Origin of the sequence: Dyella japonica DSM 16301 (assembly GCF_001010355.1) — a bacterium.
In the GTDB taxonomy this organism is placed as follows: Bacteria; Pseudomonadota; Gammaproteobacteria; order Xanthomonadales; family Rhodanobacteraceae; genus Dyella; species Dyella japonica.
This window is the reverse complement of record NZ_JPLA01000003.1, coordinates 80095-95681: the sequence shown is the minus strand read 5'-3', so window position 1 is coordinate 95681 and position 15587 is coordinate 80095. Positions and strand designations below refer to the sequence as shown.

16 protein-coding genes, 1 tRNA gene and 1 other RNA gene are annotated in these 15587 nt (G+C 65.6%); 2 read left to right on the top strand and 16 right to left on the bottom strand.

Going from position 1 to position 15587, the window contains the following annotated elements; genetic code table 11:
* Nucleotides 1-4: 4 nt before the first annotated feature.
* The 6 genes from dnaX to Y882_RS01655 all read right to left on the bottom strand — a co-directional run bounded on the left by dnaX (nt 5) and on the right by Y882_RS01655 (nt 4171).
* Nucleotides 5-1693, bottom strand: a complete 1689-nt coding sequence (dnaX, locus tag Y882_RS01675) for a DNA polymerase III subunit gamma/tau (protein ID WP_046970130.1) — start codon at nt 1691-1693, stop codon at nt 5-7.
* 119 nt (nt 1694-1812) lie between these two features.
* Nucleotides 1813-1909, bottom strand: an RNA gene (ffs, locus tag Y882_RS19120) — signal recognition particle sRNA small type.
* A 60-nt stretch (nt 1910-1969) separates the two neighbouring features.
* A tRNA-Ser gene (locus tag Y882_RS01670) sits at nt 1970-2062 on the bottom strand.
* A 101-nt stretch (nt 2063-2163) separates the two neighbouring features.
* Nucleotides 2164-2667: a DinB family protein gene (locus Y882_RS01665; RefSeq protein WP_156171298.1), complete on the bottom strand. Its 504-nt coding sequence runs from the start codon at nt 2665-2667 to the stop codon at nt 2164-2166.
* Nucleotides 2668-2690: 23 nt separating this feature from the next.
* Nucleotides 2691-3449: an MBL fold metallo-hydrolase gene (locus Y882_RS01660; protein WP_046970128.1), complete on the bottom strand. Its 759-nt coding sequence runs from the start codon at nt 3447-3449 to the stop codon at nt 2691-2693.
* A complete protein-coding gene (locus tag Y882_RS01655; RefSeq protein WP_046970127.1) occupies nt 3446-4171 on the bottom strand; it encodes a 3-deoxy-D-manno-octulosonic acid kinase in 726 nt (241 codons plus the stop codon). Before Y882_RS01655 ends, Y882_RS01660 begins: the two co-directional genes overlap by 4 nt.
* A 56-nt stretch (nt 4172-4227) precedes the next feature.
* On the opposite strand from Y882_RS01655, the gene Y882_RS01650 reads away from it, so the two are divergent.
* Nucleotides 4228-5271 carry a glycosyltransferase family 9 protein gene (locus Y882_RS01650; protein WP_046970126.1) on the top strand — a complete coding sequence of 348 codons (1044 nt, stop codon included), beginning with the start codon at nt 4228-4230 and terminating at the stop codon, nt 5269-5271.
* 94 nt (nt 5272-5365) lie between these two features.
* On the opposite strand, the gene Y882_RS01645 is transcribed toward Y882_RS01650, so the two are convergent.
* A complete protein-coding gene (locus Y882_RS01645; RefSeq protein ID WP_046970125.1) occupies nt 5366-5764 on the bottom strand; it encodes a DUF6165 family protein in 399 nt (132 codons plus the stop codon).
* A gap of 165 nt (nt 5765-5929) precedes the next feature.
* Here Y882_RS01645 and Y882_RS01640 point away from each other — a divergent pair, with 165 nt between their 5' ends.
* Nucleotides 5930-6406 (top strand): glycine zipper 2TM domain-containing protein, encoded by a 477-nt coding sequence (locus tag Y882_RS01640; RefSeq protein ID WP_052949583.1) that lies wholly within the window; start codon nt 5930-5932, stop codon nt 6404-6406.
* A gap of 70 nt (nt 6407-6476) precedes the next feature.
* Here the strand turns inward: Y882_RS01640 and lpxK are convergent, their stop codons facing one another.
* From lpxK to Y882_RS01595, 9 genes are all read right to left on the bottom strand, one after another.
* Complete coding sequence (gene lpxK, locus Y882_RS01635; RefSeq protein WP_046970124.1) at nt 6477-7445, bottom strand: tetraacyldisaccharide 4'-kinase; 969 nt, start codon at nt 7443-7445, stop codon at nt 6477-6479.
* 9 nt (nt 7446-7454) lie between these two features.
* Nucleotides 7455-9227 (bottom strand): lipid A export permease/ATP-binding protein MsbA, encoded by a 1773-nt coding sequence (msbA, locus tag Y882_RS01630; protein ID WP_046970123.1) that lies wholly within the window; start codon nt 9225-9227, stop codon nt 7455-7457.
* The gene (locus Y882_RS01625; protein WP_046970122.1) at nt 9224-9655 is read right to left on the bottom strand and encodes an ExbD/TolR family protein; all 432 of its coding nucleotides are present in this window, start codon (nt 9653-9655) and stop codon (nt 9224-9226) included. Before Y882_RS01625 ends, msbA begins: the two co-directional genes overlap by 4 nt.
* A 3-nt stretch (nt 9656-9658) precedes the next feature.
* Nucleotides 9659-10312 carry a MotA/TolQ/ExbB proton channel family protein gene (locus Y882_RS01620; protein WP_046970186.1) on the bottom strand — a complete coding sequence of 218 codons (654 nt, stop codon included), beginning with the start codon at nt 10310-10312 and terminating at the stop codon, nt 9659-9661.
* A 147-nt stretch (nt 10313-10459) separates the two neighbouring features.
* Nucleotides 10460-12757: a DNA internalization-related competence protein ComEC/Rec2 gene (locus Y882_RS01615; protein WP_046970121.1), complete on the bottom strand. Its 2298-nt coding sequence runs from the start codon at nt 12755-12757 to the stop codon at nt 10460-10462.
* A 111-nt stretch (nt 12758-12868) separates the two neighbouring features.
* Nucleotides 12869-13567, bottom strand: a complete 699-nt coding sequence (gene lolD / locus Y882_RS01610) for a lipoprotein-releasing ABC transporter ATP-binding protein LolD (RefSeq protein ID WP_046970120.1) — start codon at nt 13565-13567, stop codon at nt 12869-12871.
* Nucleotides 13568-13571: 4 nt separating this feature from the next.
* Nucleotides 13572-14819: a lipoprotein-releasing ABC transporter permease subunit gene (locus Y882_RS01605; protein ID WP_046970119.1), complete on the bottom strand. Its 1248-nt coding sequence runs from the start codon at nt 14817-14819 to the stop codon at nt 13572-13574.
* A 70-nt stretch (nt 14820-14889) separates the two neighbouring features.
* A complete protein-coding gene (locus tag Y882_RS01600) occupies nt 14890-15345 on the bottom strand; it encodes a protein YgfX (protein WP_046970118.1) in 456 nt (151 codons plus the stop codon).
* A complete protein-coding gene (locus Y882_RS01595; protein WP_046970117.1) occupies nt 15317-15565 on the bottom strand; it encodes an FAD assembly factor SdhE in 249 nt (82 codons plus the stop codon). The genes Y882_RS01600 and Y882_RS01595 overlap by 29 nt, the downstream gene beginning before the upstream one ends.
* Nucleotides 15566-15587: the final 22 nt, after the last annotated feature.

Genomic DNA, 15587 nt, shown 5'->3' with positions numbered 1-15587 from the left:
TCGTTCAGTGTTCAAACGGCTTGATCGACTGGGGCACCACTCGCGCGCCGAATTCGCGCTTGAGCGACTGCACCAGGGGATCTTCCTCGATGGCCTGCTCGGCAGCCGACTGGGCTGCGACGCGGGCGGTGGCGGCGCGGGCCGCAGGGGTCTGGCCGGCGGCGCCGTGTTCTTCGACGAAGCGCAGCTTCACGCGCTCGCCCAGCGCCTGGCCGACGCGTTCTTCCATCTGGCCGATCATGGGTTCGACCGCCAGATGCATGTGGATGGGTTGCAGGGCGAGCACCAGGGTGTGGCCCTCGCGATCGCGCAGCACGGCATTCTGGGCCAGCTGGCCCAGTGGTCCGCGCAGGTTGGCCTGTTCGATCAGGCTTTCCCAATGCGGCAGAGCGCGTGCGTCGACGGCCACCGGGGCGCGCGGTGCGGGAGCGGCGGTGACCGGTGCAGCCACCGGCGGCACCGGCGCAGCACGTGCGGGTGACGGCTCGGCCACGCTGGCCATGTGCATGCGTTCGTTGGCTACCGGTGCGGCGGCACGCGGCGCAGGCGTGGTCGCACGTGCGGCAGTGCCCGCCGAAGGCCGCTCAGCCGGCGCACCACCGCCATCGGCGGGACGGAACGCCAGCATGCGCAGCATGGCCATCTCAAAACCGGTACGCGCGTCAGGCGCAAGGGCCAGGTCGCGGCGACCGCTGGTGGCGATCTGGTAGTACAGCTGCACGTCTTCCGGCGCCAGCTGCAGCGCCAGTTCGATGAGCGCGCTGTCGTCGTTGCCGTTGTCTTCCGGACGATAGCCCGGCACCAGCTGGATCAGCTGGATGCGATGCAGCACGCTGGCCAGGTCATCCAGCACACCGCCGAAATCCGGCGAGAACGAGGCGATGCGTGTGCACTCGGCCATCAAGGCTTCGCCATCGCCGGCAGCCAGCGCCTGCAGCAGGCCAAGCACCTGCCCGCGCGCGACGCTGCCCAGCATGGCGCGCACGTCGTCGACGCGCAGCGAGCCGCCGCCATAGGCGATGGCCTGGTCCAGCAGCGAGAGACCGTCGCGCAACGAACCATCCGCGCCGCGCGCGAGTTCGGCAATCGCCGCGTCTTCGTACGCGATGTTTTCCGCGCCGAGGATGTGGCGCATCTGCCCGGAGATCTGCTCCGGCAGCAGGCGCTTGAGGTTGAACTTCAGGCAGCGCGACAGCACCGTCACCGGCAGCTTCTGCGGGTCGGTGGTGGCGAGCAGGAATTTGACGTGCGGCGGCGGCTCTTCCAGCGTCTTCAGCAAGGCGTTGAACGCCGGCTTGGAGAGCATGTGCACTTCGTCCACCAGGTAGACCTTGAAGCGACCGCGCGCCGGTGCGTACTGCGCGTTCTCGATCACCTCGCGCACGTCGTCCACGCCGGTGTTGCTGGCCGCGTCGATTTCCAGCAGATCCACGAAGCGGCCCTGGTCTACGGCCGTGCAGACCGCGCACTCGCCGCAGGGATCGGCCGATTCGCCACGCTCGCAGTTCAGCGACTTGGCGAAAATGCGCGCAATCGTGGTCTTGCCCACGCCGCGGGTACCGGTGAACAGATAGGCGTGGTGCATGCGACCGGTGTCGAGCGCATTGGTGAGCGCGCGCACCACATGCTCCTGCCCGACCAGTTCAGCGAACTTGCGGGGGCGCCACTTGCGAGCGAGTACCTGATAAGACATACCGTGCCTATCTTTGGGCGAAAGTCGATTGTGCCAAGTCGCGGACAGCAAGTCAGTAACGGCCGGCTCATCCGGCAGTATGACGCGAAGGCATCGAGGGGGGCCTGAAAAGGCGGCGGCCCTGCCAGCCACACCCCGGCACCCGAATCATTCGCTACCGTTGCTCCCTTCCGGGCCTGGCGGAATTTACGAACTATCGTCGCGGGGGGACCGACAGGGCCACCATAGAGACGTACGTTGTGCGTCGACTCAAGGCCGACGCCAGGTTTCACTCACTGGCGGAGAGGGCGGGATTCGAACCCGCGATACGGGGATAAGCCGTATACACACTTTCCAGGCGTGCTCCTTCAACCACTCGGACACCTCTCCGCAATGGTGAAACCCCTTGCCAGCGCCCATAGGCCCCGGCAAAGAAGCGAGAGGATAGCGGGGCCGGGCCGTTCATACAAGATAGCGGCCCACTCCCAGACTCATTCCTGGGGCGCGTCCCGCAGGAAAACCGGCAAGTCGGTCGCCGGCGGCTTCACGGGCACCTGGTAGAACATATCGGCCACAAAACCGCGGTGATAGGTGGCGTGATTGACCACGTGCAGCACCATCTCCTCGCGGCTCATGCGCCCTTCCCCGCCGCCGATGAACTGGAAGGTGACGACCTCGGCGGCCTGCGCCGGCGTGAGCGCGCTGGCGTACTCCAGGTACCAGCCATTCATGGCCTGCTGACGCGACCGCAGCTCGTCGAACGGCAGCGGTTCGGGCGTGTTGCGACTGGTATAGCCGTGCACCCGACCCTGCAGATGCGCCTGGAAGATGTCGTCGACCACCCAGCTGTGACTGAGCGTGCGCAACATGTTTCCGAAGATGGTGGCGCGCGGCGCGGTGGAGGCGCCTTCCGGCAGGGCGGCCACGGCGTCATAGATCAGCTCGTCGGCCCAGGCGCGATATCGCAGCAGCTTGCGCAGGTGTGGCGTGGACATGGATCGGAGGTCCTGCAGTGGAGTCAACCGGCGTCGGGCCGCAGTGGCGTCGGCGCAGGCAAGGCAACGCGCTCGCCGGTGCGAGCTACGGTGTATCCCTGCGCCGCCAGTGCCTGACCATCGGCCTCGCTGCCGTAGTGATACAACCGCAGGCGCGCACGCCATGCTTGGGGATATTCGCGCTCGATGTCGTCGATGCCGGTATGCGACGGATTACCTATCAGACCGCAATCGTGGGCAATGAGTTCCGTGCCGGCCGCAACGCGGGCAAGCACTTCGGGAATCGGACGCGTGTCGCCCGTATAGGCAAAACTGCCCGCCAGCGCGACACCGTACGACGTGCCCGCCATGTGGTGGCGCGTACCGAACACGTCGAACCACAGCCCATCTAGCCAGAAGCCGCGCGTGCACGGCACCAGCCGGAACGCTTCCCAGAAATTGACGCCGCCCTCGGCCAGCACGTTCGGATAATCCGCCACGCGCGCCTGCAGCCAGGGCAGCAGCCCGGCATGCACGAACACCTGCGTGCGGCCCCTCCACTGCTCGTCGAACCACAGGCGGAAGAACAGCCGCTCCATGCCGCCGATGTGGTCCATATGCGTATGCGTGATGTACAGCGCACGCGGCGGCTCGCCATACGCGGCGACGTAGCGATCCAGCGTGTCCGGACCGCAATCGATCAGCAACAGCGGCTTGCCGTCGCGCTCAAGCACCACGGCCGAGGAACCCAGTTCCACGGCGTGCGCCGCACCCACACCCAGGAAATGCAGGGACCAGTTCATGCTCTCAGCGTACGCTCGTAGCGATAGATCAGGGGTTTCCACAACTGCTCGTCGAACGCGGCCTCGCCTTGTGCCGCCGCGCCCAGCTTCAGCAGCGAACGACGCAGACGCTGCAGATTGGCCTGCTGCCAGCTCTGGGCAGGTTCGCGCAGACAGCCGCGGTCGAAGTCGATCAGGTAAAGCTCATCGCTGGTCACCAGCACATTGTGGGCATTGAGGTCGGCATGCCAGATGCCCGCGCGATGGAATCGCGCCACCAGCGCGCCGACCAGCTCGGCCATTTCACCGTCCAGCTGCCCGGCAGCCAGACACTCGGCCAGCGTTTGCGCATGGGCGATGCGACGGGTGATCAGGTCGGCGGTATAAAACCAGCCATGACGCCGGTAACGGCAGGCGACGGGCTGCGCGCTGGGCAGTCCGCGCGAGGCGATAAAGCCCAGCAGCCGAAATTCGGCGAAGCAACGCGTGTGCTGCGCGCCGCGCCACAGGTAGCGGTCGCCCATCAGCTTGGCCACCATGCCGCCGCGCCGATAGTGCCGCAGCACGCATTCACCGGCTGAGGTATCGATGATGGCCACGCCGCCGCGACCACCCGATTGCTGCCGCAAACCACCGCGTTCGCGCCATGCTGCGGGCTCGAACCAATCGTCTTCGACTTGTGGGGACACCGCGGCGTCGAACAGAATCACACCAGCGGCGCTTTCGCGAATTCGTTCCTGCATCGCCTTCTGCGCGTCAGACGCCCGCCCCGAGCCCTAAGTCAGATGATTCTAGCCTAATGCCCACCCCCACCTCGATCTGCCTGCTGCGCACCTCTGCCATTGGCGACGTCACCCACGTCGTCCCGCTGGTGCGAACCCTCCAGGCGGCGTGGCCACAGACCGAGCTGACCTGGCTTGTGGGCAAGCTCGAACGCAAGCTGGTGGGCGACCTGCCCGGCGTCAACTTCGTCACCTTCGACAAGGGCGCAGGCCTGACCGGCATGCGCGCCGTCGGCGCCGCGTTGAAAGGGCAACGCTTTGACGCCCTGCTGCAGATGCAGGTGGCGCTGCGTTCCAACCTGCTCAGCCTGTTCATCAAGGCCGATCGCCGCATCGGCTACGACCAGGCGCGCGCCAAGGATGGCCACGGCCTGGTGATCGGCGAACGCATCCCCGCCCGCACCGGCGAACACGTGCTGGATGCGATGGGCAGCTTCTGCGAACCGCTGGGCCTCAAGCAGACCCAGGTGCGCTGGGATATTCCCATCCCCGAAGAAGCGCATGCATGGGCCGCCGAACAGCTGCCCGGCGCGCAGCCGACCTTGCTGGTCAGCCCGACCTCCAGTCATGCGCTGCGCAATTGGCAGCCCGAACGCTACGCCGCCGTGATGGATCACGCCGCCACGAAAAACTGGCGCGTGGTGCTGGTAGGCGGCCCTTCGGCCCTTGAACGCAGCATGGCCGATGCCGTGCTAGCCGCCTGCCGCCATGCACCGCTCGACCTCACCGGCAAGGACACGCTCAAGAAGATGATGGCCATGCTGGTGCGCGCGCCCATCCTGCTCACCCCCGACTCCGGCCCCATGCACATGGCCAACACGGTCGGCTGCAAAGTGCTGGGCCTGCACGCCGCCAGCAACCCGAACCGCTCGGGCCCCTATTCCGACCGCCGCTGGTGCGTGGACAAATACAACGAAGCCTCGCTCGCCTTCCTCGGCAAACCCGCCAGCGAGATCGCCTGGGGCACCAAGATCGAGAAGCCCGGCGTGATGGATCTGATCGCCGTCGATGAGGTGATCGAGCGATTCGAGGCGTGCGCAGCGCACCTTGGGCTTTCCTGAAGCGCCTCTCCCTGTGGGAGCGCACCCTGTGCGCGACTGGCACGTTGCGTCAGTCGCGCACAGGGTGCGCTCCCGCAAGGGAAATGAGGCGTGATTACTTCGCCTTGTAATCCTGATACGACTTTTCTTCCACCAGCTGCGAACCGAGCTTGAGGTTGATCTCGCGCTTCACCGCCGCGCGGTCGTCGTTCTGGAAGTACACGGCGCGGGCCAGTTCGATGAACTCGGCGTCGAAGGCCTGGGCCTTTTCCTTCAGGCGGATGCGGTCTTCGATATCCCACAGCGACTCGTTCACGGCCAGCAGGCGGGCGCGTTCGGCGCTGATGTCGGTCTGCGAGGCCGGGTGGCTGGCCCAGGTGGCGTTGAGCAGGTCCAGCTCGGTGCGCACGTTGGCCAGCTTGGCGGCGTCGGTGATCTGCTTGGATTTGATTTCCAGGATGGTGATCTTGTCGATCAGCTCGCCGTAAGAAACCGGGACTTGGATAAGGCTCATGACAGCTCCGAGGATGCAGGGCTTGCGCAACGTGCCGCAGGGGTCACGGCAGTCGGGCGGAAAAGTGCACATGATAGAGGTTCTTGGTCGAATCATTCAGTCCGCCATTCAGCCTGCCTCGCTAGACTGGTGACGCAACGCCCACCCAATGGAGAGAGAGAGTCCATGTTCACCCCCCGTATCGCCGTGTTGTCCCTGGCAGCCCTGCTGGCTATCAGCCCGTTTGCCGCCAGCGCCCAGTCCCAGCAGCCGGCGCGCAACGGCGTGTTGGTACGCAACGACGGCATCTATATCCGCTGTGACCAGTGCGGCACGGTGGAATCGATCGACCAGAACATCACCCAGGGCAACGACCACAGCATGGCCGGCACCATCATCGGCGGCATCGCCGGTGGCGTGCTGGGCAACCAGGTCGGCAAGGGCAAGGGCAACACCCTGGCCACCGTGGCCGGCGCCGTCGGCGGCGGCTACGCAGGCAACCGCATCGGCGCCAACAGCGGCCGTCCGAACGCCAGCTACAGCTTGCGCATCCGCATGGGCAATGGCTCCTATGCCAATGTGACGGTGCCCGATGCCAGCGCGATCCGCACCGGCGATCTGGTGCAGATCGACCCGCAGGGCAATATCACCCGCATCCAGTAAGTCGCTGCACGATGCAAACAAAAAGCCGGCCTGCGAAGGCCGGCTTTTTTTGTGGTTGAGGTCAGCGCCTTTAACGGCGCAGGCGCGCGGCGATGTCGTCGAAGAAGGCTTTCGGCAAAACCGCCCGCACCGGCACCGACCACCAATGGGCCTGCGCGAAGGACCGGCATTTCACGGCATCTTTTTCAGTCATCAAGACCGGCTTGCCATCGAACGGGAAATCGTTCGGCATAAACGCGTGGTGATCGGGAAACGGATGCTCGATCACCTGCAGTCCCTGCGCACGCAGGCTTGCGAAGAAGCGCGCGGGGTTGCCGATCGCAGCGATCGCATGCACGGCCTGGCCGGCAAAATCCGCCAGCGGTTTGGCATGATCGTCGACCAGCGCGCGGGCCATGCCGCCGTGCAGTTCCATCGCGATATCGCCGGGCGCCACGGCGTCGCCGTTGCAGACGCGATAGTCGACCTGCTGCAGGCGCGACATGGGCTCGCGCAGTGGGCCGGCCGGCAACAAGCGGCCGTTGCCGAAGCGGCGCACGCCGTCGATCACGCAGATTTCCAGATCGCGCGCCAACGCATAGTGCTGCAGGCCATCGTCGGCGATCACGACATCGCAACCGGCGTCGATCAGCAGCTTCGCCGCCGCGGGTCGATCGCGCCCCACCGCCACCGGCACGCCGCTGGCGCGGATCAGGCAGGGTTCATCGCCGACTTGCGACGGTTCGGCCGACGCATCCAGCAGCAAGGGAAGTTTTTGCGTGCCGCCGTAGCCGCGGCTGACTACGCCCGGCGCATAGCCGCGCTCGCGCAGTCCTTCGGCCAGGGCGATGGTCAACGGTGTCTTGCCGGTGCCGCCCACGCTCAGGTTGCCGATCACGATCACCGGCACCGTCAGGCGCACGCTACGCAGTACGCCCACGCGATAGAGCGCACGCCGCAGCGCGGTGATCGCGCCGTAGAGCAGCGACAGCGGCCACGTCCACCAGGGTGCACGCGCTGTGCCGTACCAAGCCGATTCGAGACGTTCGGCCGTCGTCATGCCATCGCCTCAGTCACTGGCCTGGCTGTGGAATTGCATGCGATGCAGCGCGGCATAGTGGCCGTTCAAGGCCAGCAAGTCCGCATGCGTGCCGCGCTCGACGATGCGGCCCTGGTCCATCACGGCAATCTGGTCGGCATGCTCGATGGTGGACAGGCGATGGGCGATCACCAGCGTCGTGCGGTCCTTCATCAGGCCCTGCAGCGCTTGCTGGATCAGGCGCTCGGATTCGGTATCCAGCGCACTGGTCGCTTCGTCCAGCACGAGGATCGGTGCGTTCTTGAGGATCGCGCGGGCGATCGCCAGGCGCTGACGCTGGCCGCCAGAAAGAAGATTGCCGCCCTGCCCGATCACGCTATGGATGCCTTGTGGCATCTTCTGGATGAATTCCCAAGCATTGGCAGCCTGGGCCGCGGCGATGATGTCGCTTTCACTCGCACTGGCGAGTTCGCCATAGGCGATGTTTTCCGCCACCGTGCCATCGAACAACACCACGCTCTGCCCCACCCAGGCGATCTGCCGGCGCAACGAGGCCAGCGTGATGCTCTCGTAGTCTTCGCCATCGAGCAGGATCTGGCCGGTGGTCGGCGCATTGAAGCGAGGCAGCAGGCTGACCAGGCTGCTCTTGCCGCTGCCCGAGCGCCCCACCAGTGCGGTGACCGTGCCCGGCGCGCAGTGCAGGTCGATGCCGCGCAAGGCTTCGAACTCGCCGCGCGGATACACCAGTCCCACATCTTCGAAGCGAATGTCGCCCTGGGTGCGTTCCAGCACACGCGTGCCTACGTCCACCTCGGGCGCCGTATCGATGATCTCGAACAGGTTTTCGGCCGCGGAAATGCCGCTCTGGATATTCGACTGGATATTCGCCAGCCGTTTCAGCGACGGCATCAGGCCGCCCATGGCGGTCAGCACGGTGATGAACACACCGGCGGTCATGTGCTGGATTTCGAACGGCCGCGTGGCCAAAAACACCATCACTGCAAGCGCCAGCGCCGCCACGGTCTGGATCGCCGTGCTCGACTGCGCGTTGGTGGAAGCAATCTTGAGGTTCAGTCGCCGCGTGCTGTCGGTGACGTCCCTGAAACGCGCGGCCGCCTGCTCTTGGCCACCGTAGATGCGAATCTCGCGGTGCGCCTCGACCGATTCTTCGACCGTGCCGGTCACCGAGCCCATCATGCCCTGGATGCGGCGACTGATCGAACGATAGCGACGGCTGACAATGCCCGCGATCAACATGATCAGCGGCACCATCACGAACAACGCCAGCGTGAGGTACGCACTCGTGCTCAGCATCACGTAGATGAAGCCGATCACGGTGACGCCTTCGGTCACCACCACCTTCACCGAATCAGTCGAGGCGGACGCCACCTGCTCACTGGTATAGGTGATGCGCGATACCTGATGGCCGGAATGCTCCTGGCCAAAGAACGTCGCCGGCAGGCGCAGATACGCGCCAAACACATCGCGCTGCATCGCGTTGACCACGTTGCGGCCGATGTAGGACACGCCGTAGCTGCTGGCGAAGGTGCCTACACCGCGGACCAGGAAGATCAGCACGATCCAGATCGGCATCCAGAAAATCAACACCGGATCCTTGTCGACAAACAGCTTGTCGATCATCGGCTTCAGCAGCTTGGTGAACACGGCCAGGCCGCCGCCGTCGACAATCATGCCGACGATGGCGATCACGCCCACCACCCAGAAGCGCCTGGTGTAACCGAACAGGCGCTTGTAGATCTGGCGCGTGTGCGCGTCCCAGATCTTTACCTTGCCGTTGCTCACTGAGCGTTATCCGCCTGGCTGGGCGTCGTGGCGATGGACAACTTGGTAAAGCCAAGCTGGCCCAGCGCGTCCATGGCGGTGACGACGTTCTGATGCGGGGTCATGGCGTCCGCACGGATGGTGACCTGGCGCTCGCGATCATCACCGACCACATTGGCGATGGCCTGCTTGAGCGGCTCGACGCCTTCGCCATGCACCTCGTCGCTGCCCACGAAGAAGTGGCCGTCGCGGTCCACCACCACGGTGAGCGCGGGGGCCTGCATGTCGCGCTCTTCCGCGCTGGCCTTGGGCAGGGTCACCTGCAGGCGCGAGTGCTGGATGAACGTGGTGGTCAACACGAAGAACATCAGCAGGGTAAGCAGCACGTCGATCAGCGAGATCACGTTGATCTCGAAGTCGTCTTGCCGACGGTCGTTGCCGATACGCATGCGTCAGCTCGCGCTCGACTCGGTGGCTGCCGCGGCGCGCGGCGCGCGCGTGCGGGGCGCAGGCGTGGGCTGGTTGACGGTGAGCTCGTCGAGCAACTCGGTCGCCTGCTTTTCCATGGCTACGCAGTAGCCGGCCACCTTGGAGCGGAAATAGCGATGCAGCACGTAAGCCGGAATGGCGACGATCAGGCCGGTAGCGGTACAGATCAGCGCTTCGCCGATGCCGCCAGCCATCTTCATGGGATCGCCCACGCCGCCGTGCAGCACTTCCATGAACATCCGGATCAGGCCGATCACGGTGCCGAGCAGGCCGAGCAGCGGGCCGATCAGCGCGATCGTGCCCAGCGTGTTGAGGTAGCGTTCCATGCGATGAACGACATGGCGGCCGGTGTCCTCGATGCGCTCCTTGATCAGCTCGCGCGGACGGTTGCGCACGGCCAACGCCGAGGCCAGCAGCTCGCCCAGCGGCGAACCGTTGGCGAGGGTGGTGAGGTGGTTCGGATCGAGCTGGCCCGAACGCGCCCAGTTGCGCACTTCCTCGCCCAGGCCGGGCGGCAGCACCGACTTGCGGCGCAGGGTCCAGCAACGCTCCAGCACGATCGCCAGGGCGACCGCCGAACAGATCAGGATGGGCAGCATCGCCCAGCCACCAGCCATCAAGATATCCAGCACAACGACTCCGAGCCACTTCGCCAGTCAGGAGGGACGCATCATAACAGTCTCGTCCGATCGTTCCGCGGCACCGGTGGCAGTTGCGAGAGCCCCTTTTTGGGGCCTCAGATGGCCTCTGGCAAGGTCCCAGGCTCATTCGCGCCAGTAGCGAGACTGGCGCTGCCGCCAGGTGGCGGCGACATGGGGCGGGCGGTCCGGCGGTGCGTCGACCTGGATGGCCCCGGCGGTGGCGGTGTTCAGCCAGGGCACGCCGGCCTCGTCGTAGCGCTTGATGACGACTGCGCTCGGATGGTGGAAGCGATTGCGCCAGCCGGCCGAGACCAGGGCCAACGCGGGCGCTGATGCCTGGATGAAGGCCGCGCTGGACGAGGTCTTGCTGCCGTGATGTGGCACCGTGATCACCAGCGGCGGCCCTGGCGGAAGCGATGCAGCCACCGTCGGCTCGACGGCTGCGGTGATATCGCCAGTCAGCAGCGCACGGCCACCCCGCCCTTCCACCAGCAGCACGCAGGAGCGGTCATTGGCCGGACTGCCGCTCCCGCCGGAGGCAAGTACGCGCAGGCTCACGCCATCCCACTGCCAGGTCTTGCCGACCTCACAGGCCGCCATGGGTATGGGCAATCGCTCAGGCTCGCCCGAGATACGTTCGGCGGCGGGAAATGCCGCGGCCACGGCCGGCATGCCGCCTGCGTGATCGTTATCGGCGTGGCTGGCCACGATCAAGTCGAGCTGCCTGATGCCTAGTGCGTGCAGCGAAGGCAGCACCGCCGCCTCGCCCAGATCGAAATCCGACGGATAGCGCGCACCCGCGTCGTAGACGAGCGCGTGATGCTCGGTGCGTATCACCACGGACAAGCCCTGCCCCACGTCCAGCATCCACAGCTGGAAGCCGCCCTGCGTGGGCAGCGTTCGCGACGGAAACAACAGCGGCAGGAACAGCAGACCACCCAGCCATCGCATGGGCACACCGCGCGGTACGAACAGCCACAGTGCGCCCAGGGTCGCCAGCACCAGCGCCCAGCCGCTGACTTCGGGCAGATACCAATGCGCGCCCGGCCAGGTCGCCATCCGCTCAAGCAGCCACCACTGCGCGTGCGCCAGCCACGCCGCAGCGGCAAACACCGGCTGCGCCAGTGGCGGACAGATCGCCAACGAGATCATGCCGATCAACGCGGCGGGCACGATGACGAAGCTCACGAACGGCACGGCGATCAGGTTCGAAAGAGCGCCGACCAGGGACGCCTCGCCGAAGAACCACATCGTCAGCGGCAACAGCGACAGCGTCATCACCAGCTGGCCGGCCGACAACTCATGCAGGAAACCGCGAAGCCCCTTGCCGCGTATCGACAGGCTCAACATCAAGAATGCCACGCCGATGAAGGACAGCCAGAAGCCCGCCGACAGCATCGACAAGGGATCGACCAGCAACACCACCAACAGCGCCAGCGAGAGCGTCTGCGCGCCCGTCGGATGACGCCGCGAACAACGCGCCAGCGCCACGATCGCGATCATCAATAAAGTGCGTACGGTCGGCAGGCCAAAGCCGGCGAGTGCACTGTATACCGCGGCCACCACCATGGCCGCGACGGCTTGCGCCTGGACACGGGGGAGTCGCCGTCCGCAGCGTGGCACCAGCAGATAGACAAGCCGCGCCAACCACACGCCGAACAAGGCGGCCACGCCCACATGAAATCCCGAGATGGCGATGAGGTGTGGAATACCGTTGGCCCGCGCCACTTCCCAGTCGTGCTGACTCAAGCCGCGCGTATCGCCCACGGAAAAGGTCTGCAGCAAGGCCGCATCGTGAGCATCGCCCACGCGCACAGCAATCGCGCGACTGATGGCAGCCCGCACGCGGTTGATGCAGAAACCCGTGCTTTCCAGCGACGTATTGTCCGCACCTTCGCGCACGTAACCCACCGCCACGATGTGGCGTTCGAGCGCGCTGCGTTCGCCATCGGCACCGCCGGGATTGAGCAGCCCGCGTGGCCGCTTGAGGCGCAGGCTGAGTCGCCAGCGACTGCAGGGCCGGATCTCCGGCGCGTTGCGGTACCAATTCACGCGGACGCGTCCGTGCAAGGGCAACGGCGTACCGCCGACTGCCGCATGTTCGAGATCGAGCAAAAAACCGGTGGCGTCATTGCCGAGGAGCGGGAGATCGGCGACATGTCCCACAACCGTGATGTCCTGCCCCTCTCGCTCGCGCGGCAGGCGTGCATCCATGGCGGCGCCACCACGCCAGCACGCCCAGGCGATGCCGAACAGACACCAGGCCAGCGCACGCCCATAGGCACCGAGGCGAAGGATGATGCAAGCACCCGCGGCGAGTACGCCGCATGACCAGGCCGGCGGCAACACCACCAGCCACTGCACGACAAGCACGCCGAGCAGCAACATGATCGCCGGTACCAGCGCGCCATCCTTGCGCATTGCCGTCCCCTTCCCTGCGGAGGGGATCAGGTTAATGCGTGCGAATCAACGGCGGCGCCGAAAAACCTGTAGGCCTCAAACACGAAGGCCGCCTTGCGGCGGCCTCGGTGCTCAGGCGTGGATCTTTTCCACCAGGCTGCCGTTGTGCAGCTCCAGCGTGCGATCCATGCGCTTGGCGAGGCGATTGTCGTGCGTGACCAGGATGAAGCTGGTGCCGATCTCGCGATTGAGCTCGATCATCAGGTCATAGACCTGCGCCGCATTGGTCTCGTCGAGATTGCCAGTGGGCTCATCGCCCAACACCACGGCCGGACGCGTCACCAGCGCGCGCGCCACCGCACTGCGCTGGCGCTCGCCGCCCGAGAGTTCGGACGGCTTGTGATTCAAGCGCTGGCCCAGTCCCACCCGCCCCAGCAGCTCCGCTGCCTGTCGTTCCGCTTCGCTGATGGACACACCGCGGATCAACAGCGGCATGCACACGTTCTCCAGCGCGGTGAACTCCGGCAGCAGATGGTGGAACTGGTAGATGAAACCCATCGAGCGATTGCGCACCCGGCCGCGCTCGGCGTCGGAAAGGCTGGAGAGGTTGCGCCCGTCCACTTCCACCTCGCCGCGCGTCAGCGTGTCCAGGCCGCCCAGGATATGCAGCAGCGTGCTCTTGCCCGAACCGGACGCACCCACGATGGCCAGCGTCTCGCTGCGCTTCAGCGTGAAACTCACGTCGGACAGCACGTCGGTTTTCAGATCGCCTTCTTCGTACGTCTTGGCGATATGGCTTGCGCGCATCACCACGTCATTGGCGGAACTCATCGGCTTATTCATAACGCAGCGCCTGCGCGGGCTGGGTGCGCGACGCACGCCAAGCGGGGTAGAGGGTGGCCAGCAAGGAGAACAGGAAGGTGATCAGCGCCACCCAGCCCACGTCGCTCGCCAGCAGTTTGCTCGGCAGCTCGCTGATGTAATAGACGTCCGGCGAGAGGAAGGTGACGCCGGTGACGTGCTCGATCCACTTCACGATGCCAGGCAGCTTCCAGGACAGCAGCGAACCCAGGCCCACGCCGAAGCCGATGCCGACAAAGCCGACCAGCACGCCCTGCACCATGAACATGCCCATGATGCTGCGTGGTGTCGACCCGAGGGTTCGCAGGATGGCGATATCCGCCTGCTTGTCGGTCACCAGCATCATCAGCATCGAGATGAGGTTGATCACGGCGACCAGGATGATCAGCGAGAGGATGATGAACATCACCTTCTTCTCCATCGAAATGGCGGAGAAGAAGTTGGCGTGGCTATCCATCCAGGTATCCACGCGATAGACCTGGCCCAGTTGATCGGCAAGCTCGCGCGCCACTTCGCGCGCGTTGAACATGTCATCGAGTTTCAAGCGAATGCCGGTGGGACCACCCAAGCGATTGAGTCGCTCGGCGTCGGTCATGTTGACCAGTGCGAGCCCCGAATCGAATTCCTGCATGCCCATCTCGAACACGCCCGACACGGTGAAGGTACGCAGGTTCGGCACGCTGCCCGTGATCGGCGATGACTGGAACGCCGGCACCGCGACGATGACCTTGTCGCCCACCGCCACACCCAGCTGCATCGCCAGTTCGCGGCCCAGCACGATATGCCAGCTGCCCGGGGTCAGTTCGTTGAGCTTGCCTTCGACCATGTGCTGGTCGAGGTCGGAAACCTTGGGCTCCTGCGCCGGCTCGATGCCGCGCAGCACACCGCCGGTGGAACGCCGTGCCTGCAGAAAGGCCTCGCTCTCCACGTAAGGTGCGGCGCCCAGCACATGCTTGTTGGCGCCGGCAATCTTCACTGCACGCGGCCAGTCCTGCACGGCCTCACCCGGCATGCCGGAAACCGTGGCATGCGAGATGGCGCCGAGGATGCGCGAGCGCAACTCGTCATCGAAGCCGTTCATCACCGACATCACCGTGATCAACGCGGTCACGCTGATGGCGATGCAGACGATGGAGACGGTGGAGATGAAGGAGATGAATTGATTGCGACGCTTGGCGCGGGTGTAACGCAGGCCAATAAAAAGCTCTAGCGGTCGGAACATTAGGGCGGTCGCTTATGGGTTTCGAAGGGGCTGACGGCCCGAATGCTGCCGATTATCGCCTGTAACGCGGCTAAACCGTAGGACCGCGGCCGGCGGCGTAAGTGCCCGATGCCTCAACCTGGGCCAGCCGCATGCGCAGGCGGCGCCGGATATCGGCATCGCTGTTGTCGGGCGCCAGCAGCAGCGCGACGTGGCCCCTGCCGGCCAGCGACAGCCGCAGCCATACGGCCTGCTCGCCGATCACCCGATACGATGAGAGCGTGGCCGCACTGTCCTGATCGCCCCGCAAACGCAGGCTCCAGCTGCCATCACGCCCCCAGCCCGCTGCCTGCACCGATAGGCCGGACCAGCGCAACAAAGTGCGCCAGAGGGCAAGGCCTATCGCCAAGGCGATCGCGAGCGCGACCGGCCAAGGAGCGGCAGACATCCACACGGCAAGCGCGGCCAAGGTTGAAAGAAACCACAGCAGGCGCCCTAGCCAGCGCGAGGGCCGATATTCAAAGCCGATGGCGGGCGCGGATGTCATCGATGATCGCCTGCCAGTCCGGGCGCGTCGCCTGGGCGTGGCCCATCACCCAGTCCCACAGGTCCGGGTCCTGCACGTCGAGCAGTTCATCGAAGGCCTGGCGCTGGGCCTCATCGGCATCGGCAAAGCGCTCGTCGAGCCAGCCGCCGAACAGGGCGTCAAGCTCGCGCGTGCCGCGGCGGGTGCGCCAGCGGAGGCGCTTGATGCGGGCTTCGTCCATTGCGACACGCCTCCTGGCTTCT

Excerpts from the sequence above, each read along its gene's own strand:
- lpxK (WP_046970124.1), bottom strand. The coding sequence starts at position 7,445 with ATGACGACGGCCGAACGTCTCGAATCGGCTTGGTACGGCACAGCGCGT.
- Y882_RS01665 (WP_156171298.1), bottom strand. The coding sequence starts at position 2,667 with ATGTCCACGCCACACCTGCGCAAGCTGCTGCGATATCGCGCCTGGGCC.
- Y882_RS01600 (WP_046970118.1), bottom strand. The coding sequence starts at position 15,345 with ATGACATCCGCGCCCGCCATCGGCTTTGAATATCGGCCCTCGCGCTGG.
- Y882_RS01620 (WP_046970186.1), bottom strand. The coding sequence starts at position 10,312 with ATGGCTGGTGGCTGGGCGATGCTGCCCATCCTGATCTGTTCGGCGGTC.
- Y882_RS01615 (WP_046970121.1), bottom strand. The coding sequence starts at position 12,757 with ATGCGCAAGGATGGCGCGCTGGTACCGGCGATCATGTTGCTGCTCGGC.
- Y882_RS01625 (WP_046970122.1), bottom strand. The coding sequence starts at position 9,655 with ATGCGTATCGGCAACGACCGTCGGCAAGACGACTTCGAGATCAACGTG.
- Y882_RS01650 (WP_046970126.1), top strand. The coding sequence starts at position 4,228 with ATGCCCACCCCCACCTCGATCTGCCTGCTGCGCACCTCTGCCATTGGC.
- Y882_RS01640 (WP_052949583.1), top strand. The coding sequence starts at position 5,930 with ATGTTCACCCCCCGTATCGCCGTGTTGTCCCTGGCAGCCCTGCTGGCT.
- dnaX (WP_046970130.1), bottom strand. The coding sequence starts at position 1,693 with ATGTCTTATCAGGTACTCGCTCGCAAGTGGCGCCCCCGCAAGTTCGCT.
- Y882_RS01645 (WP_046970125.1), bottom strand. The coding sequence starts at position 5,764 with ATGAGCCTTATCCAAGTCCCGGTTTCTTACGGCGAGCTGATCGACAAG.
- Y882_RS01605 (WP_046970119.1), bottom strand. The coding sequence starts at position 14,819 with ATGTTCCGACCGCTAGAGCTTTTTATTGGCCTGCGTTACACCCGCGCC.
- Y882_RS01660 (WP_046970128.1), bottom strand. The coding sequence starts at position 3,449 with ATGAACTGGTCCCTGCATTTCCTGGGTGTGGGTGCGGCGCACGCCGTG.
- lolD (WP_046970120.1), bottom strand. The coding sequence starts at position 13,567 with ATGAGTTCCGCCAATGACGTGGTGATGCGCGCAAGCCATATCGCCAAG.
- Y882_RS01655 (WP_046970127.1), bottom strand. The coding sequence starts at position 4,171 with ATGCAGGAACGAATTCGCGAAAGCGCCGCTGGTGTGATTCTGTTCGAC.
- Y882_RS01595 (WP_046970117.1), bottom strand. The coding sequence starts at position 15,565 with ATGGACGAAGCCCGCATCAAGCGCCTCCGCTGGCGCACCCGCCGCGGC.